Below are 22192 nucleotides of genomic sequence, written 5' to 3'. Positions count from 1 at the left end.
CGATTGGAGAACTTCGCATGCGCCATCCCCTCTTCTCCGCCCGACGGCTGCCCCGGCTGCTCGTCGCCGTCGCCTTGACCGGCTTCACGGTGATGGCCGCCACCGGCGTCGCCCCGGCCCACGAGCGCCATGGCGGCCGGCCGGCCGGCGACTGTGCCCCCGACCCGGCGTTACTGTTCTGCGAGGACTTCGAGGACCTGCCGCGCGGCCCGGGCACCAGCCCGCACTGGGGCGTGGACACCCGGAACGGCACGCTGTCCGTCGAACGCGAGCGGGGCCGCGGACACGGCGGGAAGCGCGGCGCTGACCAAGTACTCCGGTTGCGCACCGAGGGCAATGGATACGCGTTCCTGGAGGTCGACGAGTTCTCCGCTCCGGACAACAGCTTCTTCGGCCGGATGCGGGTGAAGGTCGACGAGTTCCCCACCGCTCCGGACTGGGCCCACTTCACCCTGGTGGAAGCCACCGGCCGGGGCGACGGCAGCGTGGTCCGACCGATCGGTGGCCAGTACGTACCAACCGTCGGCGACGGGGAGCAGTTGTGGGGCATCGGCTCCGACGGCGGCCCCACGGGCGACTGGACCGACTGGCGCGAGTCCGCCCGGGCCGAACCGGGGAAGTGGACATGCCTGGAATGGGAGGTGGACGCCTCGGACAACCGCGTAGCGGTATGGATCGACGGCAAGCCCCAGCCCGACATGACCGTCACCACCACCCGGCACGGCGGAAATCCGGTGGACTTCGTCCTCCCCGCCTTCGACACCGTCCGCATCGGCTGGCAGCTCTACCAAGGGAATCCCACCCCGGACGCCTACGACCTGCGCCTGGACGACCTGACGCTGTCCACAGAACGCGTCGGATGCGGCCGCTGACCGGCACCACGGGCCGGCGCCCGCTCAGGGCAACGGCGGGTTGAGACCGACGGCGAGCAGGGCGATGACGGCCAGTACCACGGCAGCCGCCGCCATCGCCCGTCCCGGCGGGCAGCGCGTTCGGCCCGACCCCGGCGCAGGGCGGGACAACGGGAGACGTCGGCCTGGCGGCGGCGCTCGATGCGGGCCAGCCCGATCGACGCATCGACCGAGTCCGCCCTCGTGGCATCGCTGACCGGGCGCCCGTGGGATGGCGTGGTCGCAGGCGCCGAGATCCGCAGAACCGAGCAGCTGCTTCCGGGAGCGCCGAGGGGGCGCGGTCGCCTGCCTGCCGGAGCTGACGATGCGGCGGATCGCCGACCTCTACCCGGGTGAGGGCACGCCCGACGCGAAGGACGCGTTCAATGGACGCGCCAAGCGCCACCATCCTTGGCAGTCGCCTTCGTTCACCGCCCGACGAGCAGCTCTCCGTACCAGGCGAGCGTGGCCTCGATCGTGGCCGGCATCGGGTTCGGGACGAGGCCGTACGTCTTTTCCATGGCCGTGGAGTCGACGATCTGCGCCTCTGTGTGCTGGTAGAACATCTCGGCGTACTCCGCCATGAACACCTCGTCGAACGGGCCGAACGGGCGCGGCTCCGCGATGACGGCGAGGTTCAGGGGGCGGCCGATGCGCTGCACCACCAGGTCCATGATCTGGCGGGTGGTGAGCGCGGGCGCGGTGGGCAGGTGCCAGACGCGGCCGTCGCCGTCCTGGTTCTCGCCGAGCGTGGCCAGGCCCGCCGCCACGTCCCCGATGTACGTGTAGCTGTGCGGCAGATCGATGTCGCCGAGTACCGGGACCTCTTCCCCGGTCAGCGCGGCCGGGAACACCGCGCCGCCGAGTGTGGAGTTGAGGACCCCGGGGCCGACGAAGTCCGCCGACCGGCCCAGCACGACGCGCAGCCGGCCCTCGTCGTGGGCGGCGAGGTAGCGGGCGTCGAGCTCCGCGCGCATGCGGCCCTTGCGAGAGGTCGCGTTCCAGGGGGTGTCCTCGGTCATCACCGCGCCGTGCGTCTCGCCGTACGGGTAGAGCGTGTCCAGGACGACGAGACGCGCACCGGCCGCTTCGGCCGCCGCGAGGACGGATCGCTGGATGCGCGGCATGACCTCGACCTGGAGGTGATAGCCGACGTTCACGCAGTGATAGGCGACCGCCGCTCCGTCGAGCGCGGCCCGCGCTCCGTCCGCGGTGGACACGTCGGCGGCGAGCCGCTGGGCCCCGTCCGGGGCGTTGCCGTGGCCGTTCCGGTCCACCAGTCGGACCTGGTGGCCCCGGCCTGCCAGCTCCGCCGCGAGCGCGGTGCCGGCGGGGCCGGCGCCGAGGACTACGTGGAGATCACGTGCTGTGGTCATGAGGACTCCCGAAGTAGGTGTGACTGGTCGTCGCTTTAGTTATGGACTGTAACTGTTGCAATGGGCCATCGCAACAGTTCTTGTTAGACTCCATAACTGGAGTGAGCGCACCTAACGAGAGGGCAAGGAATGGCGGGAACGCAGCAGGGGCCGCGGGCCAGGTACCGCGAGCAGACCCGGGCGGAGATCAAGGATGTGGCGCTGCGCCAGCTCGCCGACGGCGGCGTGGGGGCGCTCGCGCTCACACGCATCGCCAAGGCGCTGGGGCTCTCGGGCCCCGCCCTCTACCGCTACTTCGCCAACCGCGACGATCTGCTGAGCGCCCTGATCAGGGACGCGTACGACGACGCCGCCACGGCCATCGGCGCGGCGGCGGCCACGGCGCGCGACCGGGGCCCGCGCGAGCGGCTGCACGCACTGGGCGGGGCCTACCGATCCTGGGCGATCTCCGAGCCACACCGTTATCTGCTGATCCAGGGCTCTCCGCTGCCGGGTTACGTGGCCCCGGACGACACCTTGGAGCGCGCGCGTGCCGTCCTCGGGCCGTTCCTGCCAGTCTTCGCGGGCGGCTCCCCGGGAGCCGACACGGCCTCGATGGTGGACCGGATGATCGCGTGGCTGGAGACGGACACCGGCGTGCGGTCCTGGGTGGCGGAGTACGTCCCCAGCGCCGCGGAGGACGTCAGGGCCTCGGCCGTTGCGCTGGCCGGTGCGGTGCTGGCATGGGCGCAGTTGCACGGGGCGGTGGGCCTGGAAGCGGCAGGGCAGTTCGCCGGCATGGGCCACGACGGGGAGACCCTGCTCGTGGCCCAGAACGGCATGCTCGCGGACGCCTTCGGTCTGGAGTAGGTGCGCCCGCCCTCCGACGCCGCTGGCAGAACAATCTCCTCCGGGCGCCGGCGGAATCGCGCTTCGATCCGCGCGTTGAGCTCGGTGACCTCATCGTTGTACGCCGCGACGACGTAGGCCAAGCGGGCGGCTACTGGGGCAAACGCTCCAGCACCCACACCCTCAGCCTCTGCGCGAACGGATCCTGAGCACCGAGGCTGACCGGCGGAGCCGTCTGTGGCGCCCCGTGTCAGCGACGGACGAGCCCTGGGCCGATGGAAACTCGATCGACAGTCCTGCGCTCGAAGAGCGAGCCTGCGTACCTACACCACACTGAGCGGAGGTCCCGTGGGATCCAGTGACGCCGACATCGACTTCACGTTCACACACCCGATCACCGCGCGCGCGATCGTGGATGCCCTCACCGCGGTGGGCTGGTCGGTGGAGGACCCAGCCGGGGGTGTCACCCACATGATCAACGACGCGGATGACATGTACGAGTGGTACGCCGGCGCCCCCGAAGACATCGACGAGGTACTGGTACGCCTGGACGCGCCCGGCAACCTGCCGTACACCGTGGCCATCCATGTCTACCAACCGGAAGCCGGGACCGGCGGGATGTTCATGTTGATGCCCGGCCGCAAGAAAGTCTGCTTCTCGCCCAGCATCGACCGTCGGCGCATCCCGGCGGCGCCCGCGTTCACCGACCTCGCCTGGTACCTGCACGCCCTCGTCCCGGTCCTCGTCGAGACGGGACTCGAAGGGTACGAAGCCAGAGAAATCAAGTACTGAGCAGGGCGGGACCGGGCCTCGATCAGGCCGCCCACGCCGGCTCCCGCCCCCAACCGGACCGTCCGGACGCAGGCCCGGCACCCCCACCTGCGCCAACGCCGTGACGTCCTGGCGCTGCGGTCCTGAGGGGCACCCGCCGGGGCAGATGCCCCTCAGGACCACAGCGCCAGGACACCTCCTACCCGGTGCGCAGCTTCCAGGGATTCGCCGACACCATCGTGGTGGGGCAGACACCGCCTGACCGGGCCACCAAGCCGATCCCGTTCGGCGCCTTCATCCAGGTCGCCGACGGAACCTTTCGCCGATCTTGGCGGCGAGAAGCACGACTCCCGGCCGGGTGCCCGGCCCCGTGCACGTGAAGGACGGCAAGGTCGAAGCGCCCCTGCCGCGCGCGATGACGACGCAGGACATCCGCACCGCCATCGCCGACCACGCAGCTGCCGCTCGCAACGCCATGCGGGCCGGATTCGACGGCGTGGAACTCCACGGAGCCAACAGCTACCTCATCCATCAGTTCCTGGCAGACAACACCAACGTTCGCGACGACGCGTACGGACACGACAAACCACGCTTCGCCGTGGAGCTGGTCACCGCCGTCGCCGAAGCCATCGGGCCCCACCGGACGGCGCTCCGACTCTCCCCGGGCAATCCGCAGTTCGGCATGGTCGAGCGCGCCCCCGCACCCGTCTACCGCTCGCTCCTCGCAGCCCTGAACCCCCTCCGGCTGGCCTACCTCCACCTCACCGACAACGACAGCTACCCGGCCCTGGCGGACCAACCGGAGCCAGGGGGAGCGGGTGCTCTCCGAGGGCGGCGCGGACCTGATCTCCTACGGCCGCGCCTTCCTCACCCACCCGAACCTGCCCGCGCGCATCGCCGCCAACGATCCACTCGCCACCCCGATCAGGACGGAATACCTCTACACACACGGAGCGGAGGGATACACCGATTACCCAACGCTCACGGACGAGCGCCCGTACACGTTCGGAACCGCCGTGCCAGTGGGGAGCAGCGCTCGCTGAGAGGCGCCGGAATGGGGAGAATCCCGTCCGGCCGCCCCGAGTTCGCCCGAGACAGCAAAGAGGCCCCCTCACGCAGGGCGGGACTGTTCCGGGAACTCCTGGCGCCATATTTCATCAAGCTGCTGAAGGCCGTCCGGGCTGCGGGCAGGGGGGCCGCTTCTCAAGTCGAACTCCGCTCGTCGGCGGGACGGCTACGGCCGAGAACGCTCTGACGGCGGGCATCCCGGATCGGTATCGTCGTCGGCCGGCGAAAGCGGGGGGACCGGAGTGATGGATGCGTACGGGGAGCGGTTGGGGCCGGGGGCGGCGGTCGGCCACTACGTGGTCGAGCGGCTCCTGGGGACGGGAGGCATGGGCCGTGTCTTCGTGGCGGTCTCCCCTACCGGTCGACGCGTCGCGATGAAGGTGATACGCGAGGAGTACGCGGCCGATCCCCGCTTCCGGGCGCGATTCGCCCGCGAGGTGGAGGCGGCCCGGCGGGTCAGCGGGGCGTACACGGCCTCGGTGATCGACGCCGCCACCGAAGGCCCACTGCTCTGGATGGCCACGCTGTTCGTACCGGGGCCTTCGCTCGCCGACCGGGTGGGTGATCGCGGCCCGCTGCCGGATCACGAGGTGCGCGTCCTTGCCTACGAACTGGCCGAGGCCCTGCGGGACATCCACCGGGTCGGGCTGGTCCATCGCGATCTCAAACCCAGCAACATCCTGCTGACCGGCGACGGTCCGCGCGTCATCGATTTCGGAATCGCGCGTGTCGACGGCACCGAGCGCCTGACCCGGACCGACGCCCTGGTGGGCACGCCGGCGTTCATGGCCCCGGAGCAGTTCCTCGCCCAAGCCGCGGCGGGGCCGCCCGCCGACATCTTCGCGCTGGGCGGGGTGCTCACGTACGCGCTCACCGGCGCGGGTCCGTTCGAGGGCGACAGCCCCTACGCGATCGCCTGGCACGTCGTGCACGGCGAGCCGGCACCCCTCGCGGGGACGGACCCTCTGCATGAGCTCATCCGCCGGTGCCTGGCCAAGGACCCCGCGGCGCGGCCGGCCCCCGCGGAGGTTCTGGACCTGCTCCGGGAGAGCACGATCCGGCCACCGGCGACCACGTCCACCGAGTCCGCACCCCCAGCACCAGAACAGGAACGGCAGGAAGGGGACGAGACGGGGAAGCGCGCTGCCGCCCCCAGCCGCCGGCTGCGGCAAAGGGTGGCACTGGGGGCCGGAGCGCTCCTGGTCTCGCTGGCTCTCGGGCTCGTCGCCTGGCAGCACCTGTGGGCCGGTCATGCGGACAGCGGGCAGGGCGCGTCCGGCGCGGCCCCCTCGTCGGCGGGGCCGGTGGCCGCGGCGAGCTGGACGTCCAAACTGCCGTCGGACGTCGGCCACTGCACCGCCACCGACGAACTGGTGCTGTGCGAGTCGCAGAAGGAGGCGGTCACCGCCTACGACGCCCGCACGGGAAAGAGACGATGGGGAACCCCGCGTACGAGGGACAACAGCATCATGCTCACCGTCTCGCCCAGGCGGTCTTTGGTGATCGTCGCCGAGGGGAACAACTTCATCGACATCGGTGGATGGGAGAGGCAGGTGCTGCGCGCCGTGGATCTGACCACCGGCAGCGACCGGTGGAACGTCAAGGCTCCGATGGGCACGTCGGCGGTGCTGAGCGGTACCGACCTCGTGGTGGGAAGCTCCTTCGGCGTCAGTGGCAGGAACGTCGAGACGGGCACCGAGACCTGGGACCGGACCACGTCGAGCAGCGCGCCCGCCTACCCCAGAATGGTGGCGGGAGCCGTCGTCAACCTTCGCCCCGGCCCCACAGCGAAGCGGGCCCGGGCGGTCGTGGAGCGAATCGATCCGCATACGGGCGACGTGCGCTGGAGCCGCGACCTGCCCTCCCCCGATGTGTCCTGGGCGCACCAGTCCGACAAGGACTCCGTCGGCGTCGGGGTCTGGAACAGCGATATGACCCGCATGACGGAGTACATGCGTTTCGACACCTCCGGCACCCGGCGGGCGAGCCACGAGATCGACCGGCCGCAGACCACAGGCGAAGAACCCGAGACCCTCGTCTTCGGCCCCACGTGGAAGGTGGTGCGAGACCGGGCGAAGGGCCGCCTGGTGGCCACCGGTCTGGAGGACGGCACGGTGCGATGGCAGCTGCCGATCGCCGGATCGGACGCCGATCCGTACATCGACGCCAAGGGCCGCGTCTACGTGCTCAGGGCAAACCGCACGCTCGTCTGTCTGGATGGCGCCGACGGGCGGGAGTTGTGGCGGTCCAAGCCCGTCCGGACATCGGAGCCCGGACCGTCCGGCGGCGGATCGCACCTGGCGGTCCGGGCCGACGGTGTCGTTTTCGCAGCCGTCGGCAAACGCACCCTGGCCGCGTTCGAACCGCCCGACCGTGCGGGCGCGTCCGGGTAGTTGTTCCGCCGCCGATCGGCACCGGCTCCAGGTGAGGGCGTAACAGGTCCGGTCGGCGCCCCGGGTGACGGTGGCGCCGGGGGCGGCAGGGCGCAGCGCTCGTGGCGCCGGCCGTCCGTGGCCAGGGCCGCCGCCTCGGGCCGGTGACCGCACATGGAGGACGAGACCGTCGGACAGCAGGTCAGCGGAAAGCCGAAGTGCTACGGCGCCTCCCGCTCCAGCTGGGCAACAAGCACACCGGGAAAGATCATCGGGCAGCGGCCGCGAGGACGGAGCGGAGCCTGTCGGCGGGCAGTGCGTGCGCGACGAATCCGTTGCGCCCGGCCATGGTGCGTGCGGCCAGGATCGCGTTCAGTATCGCTTCCTCGGTGGCATCCACCACTGCGGCGAACAACTGGCTGATCCGGCGGTTGGGCAGCATCCGGATCGCGATCTCCGCGACGTCAGGTGTTCCGTAGGCGCCGGTCAAACCGGAGTTACCGGTGGCGAAGGCCAGAAAGATGTCCCCGCTCCAGTGCTCTCCCACGCCGCCGAGCCGGCCGACTCCAAGGCCGGCCCGCTGTGCCAGGCGCCGGCACTGGGTGGGGAGCAGCGGTGCGTCGGTGGCGACCACGCCGATGATGCTGCCGGACCCGTCAGGGAGCCGCCCGGGGCCGGGAGCCACGCCGGGTACTCCCGGGAGAGGGATGTCCGCCGTCTCGGGGCCGATCGGAACCCCGTCGATGCTGAAACGGTCCCGCGTGCCGTGGTTCGCCTGGACCAGGACACCAACGGTGTAGGCGCCTTCGCCGTCGTCGACGACGCGTGAGGCGGTGCCGATGCCTCCCTTGAACCCGTGGGCGATCATGCCGGTGCCCCCGCCGACGTTCCCCTCCTCGACGGGGCCGCCCGCAGCCACGTCGATCGCATCGAAGAGGTCTTGTGCTGCGACGTGCTGTCCGTTGACGTCGTTGAGTCGGCCGTCCCAGGTCTCCGCGACCGCTGGGAGCGCCCAGTACTCCTCGTCCGGGCCGCGCTGAGCTGTCTGATGGGCCACCAGGGCATCACGGACGACACCGACGCTGTGGGTGTTGGTCATGGCGATCGGCGTCTCCAGCAACCCGCCCTCGCGGATCCACTCCAAGCCCGTGAACTCGCCGTTCCCGTTCAGGGTATGCGCCGCGGCGAACACCGGGTCCTGCCACATTGCCGACCCCTGCCTGGGCACGACGACGGTGATGCCGGTACGCAGGCTGTCGCCCCGGATCAGAGTCTTGTGGCCCACACGCACTCCAGGCACGTCGGTGATCGCGTTGTACTTCCCGCTGGGGCCCCATCGGGCCCCGATCCCAAGATCCCTGGCTCGCGTCATCCCGGGATGCTAGCCACGCACGGCCGACATGCCAACGGATCAGGTGGCCGTGAGTGAGGCAGCACAGGCTGACGCCGGGGCAGCGCCATGGCGGCTGGCTTCGACTACCCGCACCGCATGGCCGCCGGGCAGGCAGTCCAGCAGCGGCCCTTCCAGGAACACGTGGGCGGCGAGCGGGGCGCCGCTGAGCGCGCCAAAGGCAGGCGTGGAGGCAATTAACCTTCCCCAAGGGCCCTGTTGGGCCTGGTCCAGGCGCCCGGCACAGGATCGCTGGATCACCGGACCGCAGACCTTGCCGGACTCTCGACGATCCCCCCGACAGCTACGACCAGGGCCACCACGAGAGGATCACGGACGCCCTCCACGCCTGCGCCTGGCCGGTACGGGGCGTGCTCGCGATTCGTATGCAGCCCGTCGGCGGCAGTGGTGTTCCAGCGCGTCGAGTCCGCCCGGGCCCGCTGGCGCGCGATCACCGAGCCCCGTTCGTGCCACTCCTGCGCGCGGGGGCACGCTTCGGAAACGGCGGACCGGTCGAACGCATCGAGACGCAAGCAGCCTGAGTAGACTCCCCCGGCATGATCGGAATGGACGCTCACTTCGTTGGTATCGCCGAGCTGGTCGAGGCCCCGTCCGTGGCGGTCGTGGTCGACGTCATGCGTGCTTTCACCGTGGCTGCCTGGGCCTTTGCCCAGGGGGCGGAAAAGATCGTTCTTTCCGGGTCGCTGGACGACGCTCTGGCGCTGAAGACCCGCCACCCGGACTGGGTGGCCCTGAAAGACGGTCCGCCCGCGGCCGGGTTCGACCTGGTCAACTCTCCGGGCATGCTGCGGGCTGCTGACCTGCGCGGCCGGACCGTCGTGCAGAAAACCACCGCGGGGACTGTCGGCGCCCATGCGGTCAAGAATGCACCGCTCGTGCTGTGCGCCAGCTTTGTCGTGGCGGAGGCGACCGCTCGGCTCTTGCGGATGCGCAAGAGCGACAGTGTCACCTTCGTGGTCACTGGCGAAGACGGACAGGCCGACGAGGATTTGGCGTGCGCTGAATACATCGCATGCAGGTCGAACGACGCAGAGGCGGATGCTTCTGAGTTCCTGCGCCGAGCTGCCGAGTCGCGCGCCGCTGCCGAGCTTGTGGAGGGGGTACGGCAGGGAGTGCATCCTGACGACGTCGCCCTCTGCCTGGAGCTCGACCGGTTCCCCTTCGCCATGCTGGCAGCCTTGGAGGACTCGCTCATGGTCCTGCGTCCGTACGCCGTACCCGCACAGGCCGACGACCGCGCGATCTGATCAGCGACAGGCAACTTGATCAGCCCGGTTCCCGGGTACCACCGTAGGCAATCGTTGTGGTCCTGCTGCCGGCGGCCTTTGCGCCGGACTCGGACCAGGTGTGCAGTCGTTGGGGTTGCCAGGCATCGGACGATCCACGACAACGACCTGGCGGCTGACGGCGTCGGTGACGGCCTGGTGCTTCGTGGAGTTTCCATAGATTCTCGACTGCTCCGCGATCGTGTGGTCGCAGGTTGTCACGTGGTGATCAGTTCGCGGAAGAGGAGCGGGCTCAGCCCTGTGAACGGGACTATCCACGAAGGCTCCGAGCATGATCGCACCAGTCGTACCAAGAGCCGTTCTCCCGCTCAGGCAGTCTCTGGCGCCGGGGGGAGGTTCGTGCTCGTGTAGGCGTCCGCGACGCTGAACGCACTGCCACACGTCGGGCACTCAGCACGGCCGAAGAGGTGCCTGATGCCCTCCGCGAGGCGCTGTTGCCCATCACGGACCGCCGTGGCGTGCATCCAGCGGCCGCGGTCGGCAAGCTCTTCGACTCGGGCCGGCAGCAGCTCCCGCCGCTCGACGTCGCCGCGATCCCAGTCGCGTATGGCCGAGTACAAGCCATAGTCCCCGATCGCGATGGTCACCTCCACCCCGCAGTGCGGACAGGGCACCGGGTAGAAGTCGTCGGCGAAGTTCTCCACGGCGGCACTCCAGTGGTACTGCCCCGCGAGCGCGAGCAGATCGCCGAAGACCCGGACGTATTCGTCAGGGCGGCTTCGCAGTCGCTGGTCTGTCAGGTCTCTCAGTCGCCCAAGCACCTCCGGAAGGCCCGCGAACAGGACTTCCCCGTCAGAATGCTGCAAGGTGCCGCGCGCGATTGCGCCAGCCAGTTCCAGAGCCTGTGCGGTTGAGGCGGCCAGGTCCGCCAACCGGGGCAGAGCGGAAAAGCTCGCCGGCGAGACAGTCTCACCGTACAAGCACAGACGATCCCAAAGCTCCTCCCATGCCTCTGGAGCTTCCTCGCGCTCGACCACATCGAGGAGCACGGGCACTCGCCCAGTCTCCCCGTAGGCGTCCACCACATGCGTCCAGTCCGTCACCACGGCATTGAACCGCTCCTGGAGCCCCCGATGTCAACCAATCAGAGGCGGAGCCGCACAATACCTTGATCACTACGTGACAGCCCTTCAGGCTCTCGACGCAACTGACGTCGCTCTCGCCGGTCCGTAGGGTGGGAAAGCCGCCGCAGAAGCCGGCTCGAACTTGCGGGTGATGCGCGCAGATCGATCTCCATATTCGGGGTGGGCGGGGGATTCGTCGTGGGGGCGCTCGGGGACGGCTCGGTGGCCGGTTCAGTAGCGGAGGGGTGGACCGATGGGGTGGGCGCGGATGCCTGAGGCGTAGCCACGGCCGACGTGCTGTGCCCTGGCGCCGCGGTGCCCCTGTTCTTGTCCTGATGGCGGAACTCGGCGGCAATCACCGCCCCAGCGACCACCGCCCCGGCGACGGCAGCACAGCCTGCGGCAATCGCGATGGCCCGGGTGATTCTGTGCCGCTGCCGTTCCGGGACGGCGCGCAGCCGCGGGCGGCCCGGTGCCGCGCCCAGGGTCGGCGACGACGGTCGCCCCGGCCGACGCCAGGGAGTTGTGCACCAGGACGAACCGGTCCGCATCATGCCGGATGGAACGGGTCGGCGCCGGGAGCCGAACCCGTGGCAGGGCCTCCGCCGTCGTGAACACCGCGCCGAGCGCCAGCCCATCCGGATGGCCGGGCAGCCCGGTCTCGACGCGGACACCAGCCACGCCGGGGCACGCGGGGCGGCAGACCACCGGGCTTCGACCGCGAGGCCTACAGGCGGAGCAACGCTGTCGAACGGGTGCATCAACCGCCTGAAGCAGTGGCGCGGGATCGCCACCCGCTACGGGAAGACTGCCACCGTCTGTCCGGCCGGAGTCCACATCGCCGGTATCTTCCTCTGGCCTGCCCGATCCCTCGGCCTCAGACGTGACTGTGGACGTTGATGACACTTCCGTCGGGCGCCTGAACGAAGAAACGTCGGATTCCCCAGGGTTCCGTGGTCAAGGGATAGACCACCTGGTACCCCTGGCGCTCGGCTGCGGCGTACGCGGCGTCAACATCCTCGACTTCAACCGCCAGTGTCGAATGAGCGGTATGCGGGTCCCATGAAGCCGCGGCGGGGGAGACCAGAGTCATCTGTGCCGTCGGGTTACTGGACGAGGCCAGCATCAAGAAGCCGGGCTCGTCCATGCGCACGTCCATGCCCAGGAAATCGCTGTAGAAGCTTCGGCTCTCTTCGATGTCCTGGGTGACGACGTTGGGCATGATGCGACGGATCGTCATCCTCGCACTGTAGCGGAGGACCGCTGCAACAGCTTGATTCAAAGGAGAGGCTCCGGGTGTATTGATCATGGCGAAGACCTCCGGCGTGGTGGTGGTCTCTCGGTTCCGCCCCACGCACGGAGGTCTTCGTGGCCCACCGCAACGCCAAGGAAGCCGTAGTGATCGCGGACGCGGCCCGCACCAGGCCGCACACCCTGCGCTCGCCGGAGCTCCCGAAATCACCGTGCTCGTCGGCTTCGACCAGGACCTCGCCGCCGAGGCCACCCGCACCAGCGACCCGAAACGGGGCCTGCCCACCCCGTTCCACCCCGGCCTCGACCACCAGGCCGGCACCCGGCTCCTGGAGCGCCACGGGTCCCGGCCGCCCTGCGAGAATCCGGCCGCCGCCATCCCGCTGGGGGCCGTCGGCGACGGCACCAGCCTCCCCACCGCCGACCGCCTCGCCCCGACCACGGAGTCGTCGGGCACCTCGATCCACGGCGAACACGCCCCACGTGGCGGAAACCGGCAGATCAAACACGCCATAATCCTCTCCGCCTTCGCCTGCATGAACGCCGCCCCGCCGCAAGACGCTCAGCCTCACCTGTCGTCGCGGTGGGGCGCCCACTCCCCCAAAGGACAACCCCCATGAGTTCACCGCAAGGCATCGAAGTCCCCGACGGCCTGGTCGCGTCGTACACAGGGAATGGTGGCGACAAGGAACGGACCTGGATCGCCCGGCTGCCTGACCTGGTGGCGGCACTGCTCGACCGATGGGAACTGGAGCGCGACGGCAGTATCGGTTCCGGCGAGGCCTCACTGGTGGTGCCGGTGCGCCGCACGGACGACACTCGCGCCGCGCTCAAACTCCAGTTGCCCCGCGAGGAGACGAACGCCGCGCTGATCGGGCTGCGGGCGTGGAACGGCGACGGCATCGTACGACTGCTCGACCACGACCCGGAGAGCGGCGCCATACTGCTGGAACACCTGGACAGCTCACGCACTCTGGCTTCCGTCAAGGACGACGACGTGGCCATGAGCGCCTTGGCCGGACTTTTGGCCAGGCTGCACGCCGTTCCGGCGCCCGAGGGCCTGCGTGGTCTCGGTGACATCGCGCGCGGCATGCTGGCGTCCGTGCCGGCGGCCGTCGCCGCCCTGGCGAAACCGGAGGACCAACGGCGGCTGCACGGCTGGGCGTCGGCAGTCGCCGAGCTGGTCGGCGAGCCCGGCCACCGGATGCTGCACTGGGACCTGCACTACGACAACGTGCTCGCCGCCGAGCGCGAGCCGTGGCTGGCCATCGACCCCGAACCCCTCGTCGGCGACCCGGGCTTCGACCTGTGGCCGGCGCTGGACACCGGCTGGGAGAAACTCCACGCCACCGGGGACGCTCCCCGGGCGGTGCGGCGCCGCTTCGACCTGCTGACCGAGGCGCTCGGGCTGGACCGCCAGCGCGCGGCCGGCTGGACCCTGGCCCGGCTGCTGCAGAACACGCTGTGGGACATCGAGGACGGGCGGTCCACCATCGCCCCCTCCCAGACCGCCGTCGCCGAGGCACTGCTCCGCCGCTGAACACTTCACCGCCGGGCGCGAGACGTCGGCACATTCGCAGACCATCTGCGGCGCGATGTCGCCCGTCCTGTACGGATCGGCCGCGAGGCTCTGCGGCCTCTCGCGGGCGCCCCTCAGGACCATCCGCGCGGCGTGTCCGAACGGCGCCCCGACCTACGTGATCCGGGACGACCTGTCCGGCCACAAGAACTGGCGGATCAGCCGGTGGGCCGCGAAGAACCAGGTCGAGCCGTGGTTCACACCGGCGCGAACGCGTCCGAATCCGGAGCGAGAAAGGCATCCGCTGGAGAGGCCGACGGCTGTCGGTCGCGGCCTGATCAGTGTCGCAAGGGTTTCCGAAGCCGTGCACTTCAGGTTGATCCACGCTGACTTCCTAGTGGTTGGCCAGGGCGCGGTCCAAAAGCGGGAGCAAGCGGTCCCAGTGACGCTTCAGCCCGGAGGCGCTGTAGGCGTCGGTGTCGGGCATGGTGAAGCCATGGTTGGTGCCGGGGTAGATCTCGGAGGTATAGGCGACCCCGGCGGCGACCAGGGCCTGGTTGAGTTCGCCGAGAGCCTCCGGCGTCAAGTCGCTTTCGGCATGGCCGAAGTGGACCTCGGCGGTGAGCTTGGAGAGGCTGTTCGTTCCGTCGGCTCCCACCGGGCCATGGAACGCGGCCAGGGCGGCGACCTGGCCGGGGTGGGCCGTGGCGGTGCGTACCGCCGCGAGACCGCCGATGCAGTAGCCGGTCACCGCGACTGGTCCGGCGCTTACCTCGGGCTGAGCGGCGAGGAACCCGAGGTAGGCGTCGGCATCGCGAAGGACACGTTCCGCGGTGTGTGCCTCGATCAAGGGCATCAGCTGGGCGAAGACCGCGGTTCGGGCCACCCCTCCGATGTACTCGGGCAACTCGACCACTGGTGCCGGGCCGTGCCGGTAGAAGAGGTTGGGGACGAGCACGTAGTACCCGTGGCCGGCCAGTTCGTGGGCCATGTCCTGCAGCACGGGCCGGATGCCGAAGCCGTCCGCGTACATCAGCACCCCTGGATGCCGTCCACCGTGGTCGGGGAATGCGGCAAAGGCGTCGGCCTGACCGTCCGCGGTGGGAATCCGCAGCGTCTTGATGGGCATGAATGCTCCTGTCGTGGTTGATGTATCGAGCTTGTGATCAACACGGCAGAGGCGGGCCTCGCGCAGAGGCACCAGGTCCTGGCCTGAACAGCGGGCCCGAACCGGCCCGTGCGGCGCTCAGAAGAGCGCCGGGTAACCGATCCGTGTGTGGCGCGAGGCCGTCCCGGTCATCATGATCGGCAGCGTAGTGGACCGGACCAAGCCGACGCCAGCACGCAATCCGCAGCACGGTGGGCGAGGATGATCGTTTCCCGGCTGCTCCGGGGTCAGTCCCACCGGAATCCCCAACAGTGGGTGTCGATCAGTCGCTCGGCGTACGACGCCAGGGTCTCAGGGGGCTGAGCACGAACGGTCCTCACGCCCCGGTGAAGCGCTCCTCTCCGTCCTCGCCTTGCCGCCAGGCCGTGACCGCGTTTCCGGTCAGCCGCTCTAGCGGTCGGGCGGGGTGCCCAGCAGGCGGTGTACGAGGATGCTCCAGCTGTCGGCCAGTGGGCCGCCTTCGGCCGAGGAGAGGGGCCTGGCGGTCTCGGGCATGGCCAGGAACAGCAGGAGCGGGCCTTCGAGGGCGCCGGTCAGCTGCACGGCCAGGCTGTCCAGGTCGGGGAGATCGGCCTCGGCCTGTCCCAGCAGGACGCGCAGGTGCACGCGCGTGATCGACGCCGGGCCGGCGGGAACGGGCTGGTTCCGGTCGAGGGCGGCGCGGGCGACGCTGTGATGGTCCAGCAGGAAGGCGATCCGGGCCTGCCCGTACGCGACCATGCGGTCGAGTGCCGGCGCACCCGGACCCAGTGGAGGCGGCCCGTAGAGCACCCGTTCCTGGAAGGCGCGGTCTTCGGCGTCGAGCAGGGCGCGGAAGATGCCGGCCCGGGTGCCGAAGCGCCGGAAGACAGTGCCCTTGCCCAGGCCGGCGCGTTCTGCGAGGGCGTCCATCGTGACGCTGCAGGCGCCCCCATCGGCCAGCATTTCCCGGACGGTCGCCAGGAGCAGCTCGCGGTTGCGCACGGCATCGGCGCGTTCGGGGCGGGGCCGGCCCAGGGGGATGAGGGATCCGTTCACCTGTCCAACCTACCGCCCTCCACGTTAAACGGGGTACAGTCCGTTTATGGCGGTGGCGACGTGCCCACCGAGCGTTCCGCCGCCCGCCCCCTAACGACTGTCCTTGAGGAGTTCCACCATGAACCTGTTCCGTTTGGACGCGAGCATTTTTCCGGCCACTTCAGCCAGCACAGAACTGGCCTCTTTGGTAGAGGCCGAGTGGACTGCCGCGCACCCCGGCGCCACCGTGACGCGACGGCACATCGCCACGGACCCCCTCCCCTCCGAGGCCTGGGCCCTGGCGACCACCGCCGGCTTCACCCCCGAGGCGGACCGGAGCCCGGCCCAGCGCGACGCTGCGGCCCTCGCGGCCACACTCGTACAGGAGCTGCGCGACGCGGACGCGGTCGTCCTCGCGGTGCCGTTCTACAACTTCGGGGTCTCCCAGCATTTCAAGGCCTGGGTCGACCTCGTGATCGCCGCGGCCGGCCCCGCCGACCCGGTGCTCAAGGGCAAGCCCACCGCCCTGATCACCACCATCGGTGGCGGCTACGGCCCCGGCACACCGCGTGAAGGCTGGGACCACTCCACCTCGTACCTCGAACGCATCGTCCGCGACGTATGGCAGGCCGACCTCACCCTGGTCAAGCGCGAGCTGACTCTGGCTGCCACCACACCGGCCATGGAGCAACTGCGGGAGCTCGCGGACCAGCACCACGCCGCCGCCAAGGAGCAGGCACGCGAGGCCGGACTCGCCCTGGCCGGCAACTGACGCGGCCCAGCCCCACGGCACCACCGCCGGTCAGCTTCCCGCTACGCGGGACGTGAGGGAGGCAGAGATCCGCCGGGGCGGCCCTGACGGCATCACGCCCCGTCGAACAGACCGGGGCGCCGGAAGCACGGCGCCGGATGAACCCGGGGATGGCCGCTGCCGGATGGCCCGGCGTGGCGCCGAAGCCACCTCCGTAGCGCCGGGCCCCTACCCGTCAGGGGCCCGGTTCCGGTCCCACCGCCGGACCTTCGCCTTCTGCCGGGCGGCGAAGGATCCATGGGCGGTTTCCCACGGAGCGAAGTCGTGCGGCAGGCCCGGAGGGCCGGGCGAGATCGTCTGGAAGTGTGCGGCCTCGCACTCGTAGCGGCGGTGCGGACGGCGGCACCGGCAAGCCAGGCCACGTACCCGCTCACGTCGGGCATCGCCAGGTCCCATGCGTCGACCGGCGACGATGCCGTTTGCAGACCGTTTCCCTGGCCCGAAACGCCCAGGCCGGTCCCCCTCCGCATTCGCCGGGTCCCACGCCCCGCACGGCCGGCCCGACCCCTGCACCCCACCCACGTCAGGAGGTCCGCGAACCCGTGCCTAGCCAGAGGAGGGTCGAGGCTGCCATTCGATCAGGACGATGGTCGCGTCGTCGGTCAGTCTGTCGCTGTTGTGGGCGCGGATGTCGTGGATGAGCAGTCGCAGGATCTCGGCGGGCAGCTGCCCGGCCGCCGCGGAGCGGATGATGAAGTCCGTGAACCGGCCGAGGCCGAATTCGTCATCGCCGCCCCGACGGGCCTCGGTGACACCGTCCGTGTACAGCAGGACCCGGTCGCCCGGTTCCAGGACTTGTTCGTGTACGTCGCGTGCGGTGTCGGTGCCGAGGAACGAGCCCAGGCCCATGGGCGGCTGCGAAGGGCGCTCCAACGCCCGGTCGACGACGCGCTGGTTGCGGATCAGCAAAGGTGCCGGGTGGCCGCAGTTGCACCAGCGCAGCACACCGGTGTCGGTGTCCAGCTGGCACATCACGCCGGTGCAGAACTGGTCGGGGAGCCAGCGGGCGAGTTCCTCGTCGACAGTGGCGACCATGTCGGGCAGGTCGGCGCCGGAGCGGCGTGCGTTGCGGCAGCATGCCAGGGCCACGGCCGTGGTCAGACCGGAGGCGAGGTTGTGGCCCATGGAGTCGAAGATGGCCGCATGCAGGGTATTGCGGGTCAGGGAGTGGTCGAACGCGTCCCCGCCGAGTTCGTAAGCCGGCTCCAGGACGCCGGTGGAGATCACCGAGGCGGAACCAACGCTGCGGGGTGGCAGAAAGGCGCGGAGCATCTCGGTGTGGGTCTGCATGGTCTTCGTGCGGGTGCGGGAGATGAACCAGTCGCTGTACGTGCGCTTGGAGGTGATCACCAGCGCGAGCGTGTGAGCCAGCAGTCGGCAACGGCGCAGTCGCGTGGCGTCCATGGTGCCGGGGCGCACGCCGAGCACGCCCAGGCGTTCGGTGCCGTCGATCAGGGGGACCCAGACGACGAGTTCGTTCTGGTCCTCTTCGACCCGCACCGAAATCGTGCGGTAGGCCCATCCGGCTCTGCTGCCCTCCACGGGCAACCAGGCATCCTCATCGTCGAGGGGGACCAGTACCTGTTGCTGCAGGTCGACCAGGTAGGTGGTCGCGCTGCCCAGTCCCATCGCACGGGCGCAGCGGTTCACCACGACGGGCAGCCGGTAGGGGATGCTCGCATGGGCCTCGGCAAGGAGCTGTTCCAGCAGCCGCTCGTCCGGCCAAGGGTCGCTCGTCTGGTCACGCTCGTCCGTCACGGCGTTACCTCCACTCCATACGCCCACTCTCACACCTAGCCAAACGCGGACCCACCGGCCATGGCGCAGATGGAGCACTGAGTCCCCCTCGACGAGCGGGGATCCGACACCGGCGTGCCCCGGGCTGGTCGAGCCGAGGCGCGTGAACTGCAGGAAGCGGGCCGGGCCCGGTTGCGGGTAAGCCGATGCTGGGGGAGACCACGAAAGCACCCAGGTGTTGGAGGTCAGGCCCCGCCCAGGTCGGACGGGGCCGGGCCAGCGGCACGGTTCCGGGCGGGGCTCCTGGAGGCGAGGCGCGCCGTGGGTTGAATGCCGGCGCGCCTCGATGGCCTTCGTGCCTGGTTCGCCGGCAGCCGGACCTCGGAGTCACCCTTGTTGGTCTTCAACATCGCGTAGCGCTCCTCGGCCATGGTCCGATCCTTCGGGTGCTGGGGCTGCCGGCCCGCCCGTCTCCCGGCCGTATCGACGCCCCCCATGCGGCGACACGGCGTCTCATCCGAGTGGCTCGCGGCACCTGCGGAACGGGTAGGCGCTCCGAGTCGCCGGACGGGCCCGGGCGACGTACACCAGAGATATGGGCGATGAACAACGAACGTGGCATCCCGGGGAGATCGTGCCCGAGAGCGGTATCTACGAGTGCGACTGCGGGGCCGGCCATCACTGGAGCACTGACGTCAAGGGCCACCGGTTCCCTCCGCTCCCGGCCGGTTGTCCCGGAGGTGCGTGGGCCTTGAAGACGGACGCCCATCCGGACACCTGATGTGGCGCAGCCATCGCCCCCGGAGCCGATGCGGACCCAGGCCCGCGACGCCACGCGACCCGGCCCGGGAGGCGCTGCAGGGACGAAGCAATGCACATGGTTCGGCCCCGCGGCACCCGCCCCCGGTCGTACGGTGCTCGTCCGCGTCCCTGCTCACTGCCCCATGACGTACGCGACGGTCGGGCCCGTGGTCCAGCCGCCGTCGACCGCGAGCTCAGCCCCGGTGACGTAGGACGCGGCGTCCGAGAGCAGGAAGACGACCGCGCCGGCGATCTCGTCGGCCTCGCCGACCCGGCCCATCGGCGTGTTGGGGTACTTGCCCTCGCCCCGCTCGATGCCGGTGGCCGCGGTCATCGGGGTGTACGTCATCCCCGGGTGCACCGAGTTCACGCGGATGCGGGCGGTGCCCAGCTCCACGGCGCCGATCTTCGTGAGCCCGCGGACACCCCATTTGGAGGCGCCGTAGCCGGCCGTGAGGGCGAGGCCCATCAGGCCCGCCGCGGACGAGATGTTGACTATCGCCCCTCCGCCGGCCTCCTTCAGTGCGGGGATCACGGTCTTCATGCCGATGAAGACGCCCGTGAGGTTGATGTCGAGCACCTTGCGGAAGTGCTCGACGGACTCGGACTCCAGCAGGCTCCCTGTCGAGATGCCGGCGTTGTTCACCAGGCCGTGCAGCGCCCCGAACTCGGTGACGGCGAAGTCTGCGACCCGCCGCCAGTCCTCCTGCGAGGTCACGTCGTGGTGCAGGAAGCGGGCGTGGTCACCGAGTTCGCGTGCCGTGCGCTCGCCGTCCTCGTCCAGGACGTCAGTGATCAGGACGTGGGCCCCGGCGGCCACCGCCTGCCGGGCGGCCTCCGCGCCCAGGCCCCGGGCGCCGCCGGTGATGATCAGATTCTTGCCGGTCAGGTCGTGGTGGGGGGACTCGTGCATGGTGTGTCCTTTCCAGGGGCTGGTGGGGTCTCGGGGGATCAGAAGTGGGTGCCGCCGTCGACGCGGACCTCGGTGCCGGTGATGAACCGGCCGTCCTCCGACGCCAGCATCGCGACGACCGACGCCACCGTCTCCGGACCGGCGAATCCCTGGCCGAGCGCCGGGGAGAGCTTCGCGAACAGGCTCATGTCGGCGTCCTCGGGCAGGCCCGGGCCGACGCTCTGACCGCTGGCCCCGCTGCCGTCCGTCATGCCCGAGGAGATCGAGCCGGGCTGCACGGCGGTGAAACGTATGCCGCGGCTCGCGTACTCGGAGGCGAGCGCGTGGGTCATCGACTGGATGCCACCCTTGCTCGCGGCGTAGGCCGCCATGTACGGGTGCGCGAAAACCGCCGACGTCGAGCTGAAGTTGACGACGGCCGCGCCCTCGCCCTCCAGGAGCGCCGGGATCGCCTCTCGGATCACCAGGAACGTGCCGACGAGGTTCACCGTCAGAACACGGGTGAAGTCCGCCAGGCTGGTCTCCTCGGTGTGCGAGGAGCGCAGGATGCCGGCCGCGTTGACGAGGACGTCCAGTCCGCCGAGCGCGTCGGTCGCGGCCCGGACGCCCTCGCGCACCGATGTCTCGTCCGCGATGTCGACGACGAGGGTGGTGAGCCGGTCCGCGTGGCTGCCGGCCTTGTCCAGGGTGTCCTTCAGGCCCGGCTCGCTGACGTCCGCCGCGACGACGGTCCCGCCTTCCGCGAGCAGGCGCAGCACGGTGGCCTGGCCTATGCCCGAGCCACCGCCGGTGACCAGGGCGCGACGGCCGTCGTAGCGGAGGGAGTGGTTCTCGTGGGTCATGTGCGCTCTCCTACTCGGCCTGCCGACGACGTCGGCGGACCCCGTTCGGCGCCTGTCCCGGCCTGTCCAGCCCGTCGGCGCCCTTGCCTTCCACGTCACCGTACGCCTAAGTGGCACGTTTTGCCATCACGTCACGACGTGCCTCCGGGTGGTCGCAGGCCGTACGCTTCTGGGGTGAGTACCGAGCCGCCATCCCCGTCGCTGACCGAACGCCGCAAGGCCGCCACCCAGCTCGACATCGCGCATGCAGCGGCCGAGCTCTTCGCCACCCGGGGCCCGGAGGCCACGACGGCGGAGGAGATCGCCCGGCGGGCGGGGGTCGCGCTGCGCACCTTCTACCGCTACTTCCGCTCCAAGCAGGACGCGGTCGGCCCGCTGCTCACGGTCGGCGCCGACCAGTGGCGGGCGCTGCTGGCCGAGACGCCTCCGGGCACGGCACTGGGGCCGGCCCTGCGCGGCGCGGTCGAACAGGCGCTGGCCACACCGGACCCCCAGGCCACGGAGGCGCTCCTGCGCACACGGGGCCTGCTGCGCGCCGCGGCGGAGGATCCCGCACTGCGCGCCGTCTGGTACCGCGTGAACCAGGAGTCGGAGGAGTTGCTCGTTCCGGTCATCGCCCGGCTGACGGACGGCTGCCGCGACCCACTGGACGTGCGCCTGGTCGCCGCCGCGGCCACCGATGCCATCCGGATCGCCCTGGAGATCTGGTCCGGCACCGAAGCGGCGACCGAGGGACCCGACTCCCCCGCCGACCTGGCGGTGCGCTGCCTGCGGCGCCTCCTGGGCGGCGTGGTCACGGCGGAGGACGAGGACGACCCCGCGCGGCTGCACTGACCCGGGCGGTCCGGGCCCGGACGCGGCCTGGCCGGCACGGCACCGTTCCCCGGCCCCCGGCAACAGCGGGCTGCGGACTTCCGCCGCACGAGACGATCCTTCCGCCGCAGGTCACCCACCGGTGCGGCAAGACGCCTCCAGCCCGGGGACTGCGGCGGTCGGGAAACCCGGAAGCGGAGCAGGCACCGAATCCGCCGACGGCTTCGGGGGCGGGCACCGGGCGACGCACCTCACAGCGTGTCATCCGACCGGAC

18 protein-coding genes and 2 pseudogenes are annotated in these 22192 nt (G+C 70.4%); 11 read left to right on the top strand and 9 right to left on the bottom strand.

Annotated elements, in window-relative coordinates; genetic code table 11:
* The first annotated feature begins 17 nt into the window (after positions 1–17).
* The gene (locus ACZ6C6_RS08310) at positions 18–872 is read left to right on the top strand and encodes a hypothetical protein (protein ID WP_469200367.1); all 855 of its coding nucleotides are present in this window, start codon (positions 18–20) and stop codon (positions 870–872) included.
* A gap of 446 nt (positions 873–1318) precedes the next feature.
* Here ACZ6C6_RS08310 and ACZ6C6_RS08305 read toward each other — a convergent pair whose 3' ends face one another.
* Complete coding sequence (locus tag ACZ6C6_RS08305) at positions 1319–2266, bottom strand: NAD-dependent epimerase/dehydratase family protein (protein WP_469200366.1); 948 nt, start codon at positions 2264–2266, stop codon at positions 1319–1321.
* A gap of 129 nt (positions 2267–2395) precedes the next feature.
* Between ACZ6C6_RS08305 and ACZ6C6_RS08300 the strand changes: the two genes are divergently transcribed.
* The 5 genes and pseudogenes from ACZ6C6_RS08300 (at position 2396) to ACZ6C6_RS08280 (ending at position 7326) form a co-directional block, all read left to right on the top strand.
* Complete coding sequence (locus ACZ6C6_RS08300) at positions 2396–3115, top strand: TetR/AcrR family transcriptional regulator (RefSeq protein ID WP_469200364.1); 720 nt, start codon at positions 2396–2398, stop codon at positions 3113–3115.
* Positions 3116–3442: 327 nt separating this feature from the next.
* A complete protein-coding gene (locus tag ACZ6C6_RS08295) occupies positions 3443–3886 on the top strand; it encodes a hypothetical protein (RefSeq protein ID WP_469200362.1) in 444 nt (147 codons plus the stop codon).
* A gap of 394 nt (positions 3887–4280) precedes the next feature.
* Positions 4281–4478 (top strand): annotated as a pseudogene (locus ACZ6C6_RS08290) (oxidoreductase); the annotation flags it as partial.
* A gap of 205 nt (positions 4479–4683) precedes the next feature.
* Positions 4684–4908: a hypothetical protein gene (locus ACZ6C6_RS08285; protein ID WP_469200886.1), complete on the top strand. Its 225-nt coding sequence runs from the start codon at positions 4684–4686 to the stop codon at positions 4906–4908.
* A 270-nt stretch (positions 4909–5178) separates the two neighbouring features.
* Positions 5179–7326: a protein kinase domain-containing protein gene (locus ACZ6C6_RS08280; RefSeq protein ID WP_469200360.1), complete on the top strand. Its 2148-nt coding sequence runs from the start codon at positions 5179–5181 to the stop codon at positions 7324–7326.
* 247 nt (positions 7327–7573) lie between these two features.
* On the opposite strand, the gene ACZ6C6_RS08275 is transcribed toward ACZ6C6_RS08280, so the two are convergent.
* Positions 7574–8677, bottom strand: coding sequence for a DmpA family aminopeptidase (locus tag ACZ6C6_RS08275; RefSeq protein WP_469200358.1), 1104 nt, complete (start codon positions 8675–8677; stop codon positions 7574–7576).
* A 584-nt stretch (positions 8678–9261) separates the two neighbouring features.
* Here ACZ6C6_RS08275 and ACZ6C6_RS08270 point away from each other — a divergent pair.
* Positions 9262–9963 (top strand): 2-phosphosulfolactate phosphatase, encoded by a 702-nt coding sequence (locus tag ACZ6C6_RS08270; RefSeq protein ID WP_469200863.1) that lies wholly within the window; start codon positions 9262–9264, stop codon positions 9961–9963.
* Positions 9964–10310: 347 nt separating this feature from the next.
* Here ACZ6C6_RS08270 and ACZ6C6_RS08265 read toward each other — a convergent pair whose 3' ends face one another.
* Positions 10311–11045, bottom strand: a complete 735-nt coding sequence (locus ACZ6C6_RS08265) for a hypothetical protein (protein ID WP_469200356.1) — start codon at positions 11043–11045, stop codon at positions 10311–10313.
* Between the two features lie 898 nt (positions 11046–11943).
* Positions 11944–12306 carry a VOC family protein gene (locus tag ACZ6C6_RS08260; protein WP_469200354.1) on the bottom strand — a complete coding sequence of 121 codons (363 nt, stop codon included), beginning with the start codon at positions 12304–12306 and terminating at the stop codon, positions 11944–11946.
* A gap of 131 nt (positions 12307–12437) precedes the next feature.
* Between ACZ6C6_RS08260 and ACZ6C6_RS08255 the strand changes: the two are divergent.
* A pseudogene (locus tag ACZ6C6_RS08255) lies at positions 12438–12868 on the top strand (IS110 family transposase); the annotation flags it as partial.
* Positions 12869–12933: 65 nt separating this feature from the next.
* A complete protein-coding gene (locus ACZ6C6_RS08250) occupies positions 12934–13857 on the top strand; it encodes an aminoglycoside phosphotransferase family protein (RefSeq protein ID WP_469200352.1) in 924 nt (307 codons plus the stop codon).
* A gap of 373 nt (positions 13858–14230) precedes the next feature.
* Here ACZ6C6_RS08250 and ACZ6C6_RS08245 read toward each other — a convergent pair whose 3' ends face one another.
* A complete protein-coding gene (locus ACZ6C6_RS08245; RefSeq protein ID WP_469200351.1) occupies positions 14231–14965 on the bottom strand; it encodes a dienelactone hydrolase family protein in 735 nt (244 codons plus the stop codon).
* Between the two features lie 429 nt (positions 14966–15394).
* On the bottom strand, positions 15395–16021 hold the full coding sequence (locus tag ACZ6C6_RS08240) for a TetR/AcrR family transcriptional regulator (RefSeq protein ID WP_469200349.1): 627 nt from the start codon (positions 16019–16021) through the stop codon (positions 15395–15397).
* Positions 16022–16139: 118 nt separating this feature from the next.
* On the opposite strand from ACZ6C6_RS08240, the gene ACZ6C6_RS08235 reads away from it, so the two are divergent.
* Positions 16140–16772, top strand: coding sequence for an FMN-dependent NADH-azoreductase (locus ACZ6C6_RS08235; RefSeq protein WP_469200347.1), 633 nt, complete (start codon positions 16140–16142; stop codon positions 16770–16772).
* A gap of 585 nt (positions 16773–17357) precedes the next feature.
* Here the strand turns inward: ACZ6C6_RS08235 and ACZ6C6_RS08230 are convergent.
* The 3 genes from ACZ6C6_RS08230 to ACZ6C6_RS08220 all read right to left on the bottom strand — a co-directional run bounded on the left by ACZ6C6_RS08230 (position 17358) and on the right by ACZ6C6_RS08220 (position 21104).
* Entirely contained in the window at positions 17358–18569 is a 1212-nt protein-coding gene (locus tag ACZ6C6_RS08230) for a PP2C family protein-serine/threonine phosphatase (RefSeq protein WP_469200345.1), read from the bottom strand.
* 913 nt (positions 18570–19482) lie between these two features.
* The gene (locus ACZ6C6_RS08225; protein ID WP_469200343.1) at positions 19483–20262 is read right to left on the bottom strand and encodes a glucose 1-dehydrogenase; all 780 of its coding nucleotides are present in this window, start codon (positions 20260–20262) and stop codon (positions 19483–19485) included.
* Between the two features lie 38 nt (positions 20263–20300).
* Positions 20301–21104: an SDR family NAD(P)-dependent oxidoreductase gene (locus ACZ6C6_RS08220; RefSeq protein WP_469200341.1), complete on the bottom strand. Its 804-nt coding sequence runs from the start codon at positions 21102–21104 to the stop codon at positions 20301–20303.
* A 174-nt stretch (positions 21105–21278) separates the two neighbouring features.
* Here ACZ6C6_RS08220 and ACZ6C6_RS08215 point away from each other — a divergent pair, with 174 nt between their 5' ends.
* On the top strand, positions 21279–21938 hold the full coding sequence (locus ACZ6C6_RS08215) for a TetR family transcriptional regulator (RefSeq protein WP_469200339.1): 660 nt from the start codon (positions 21279–21281) through the stop codon (positions 21936–21938).
* Positions 21939–22192: the final 254 nt, after the last annotated feature.

It is taken from the genome of Streptomyces sp. NPDC041814 (assembly GCF_055590565.1).
This window is presented reverse-complemented; position numbering and strand designations above follow the sequence as displayed.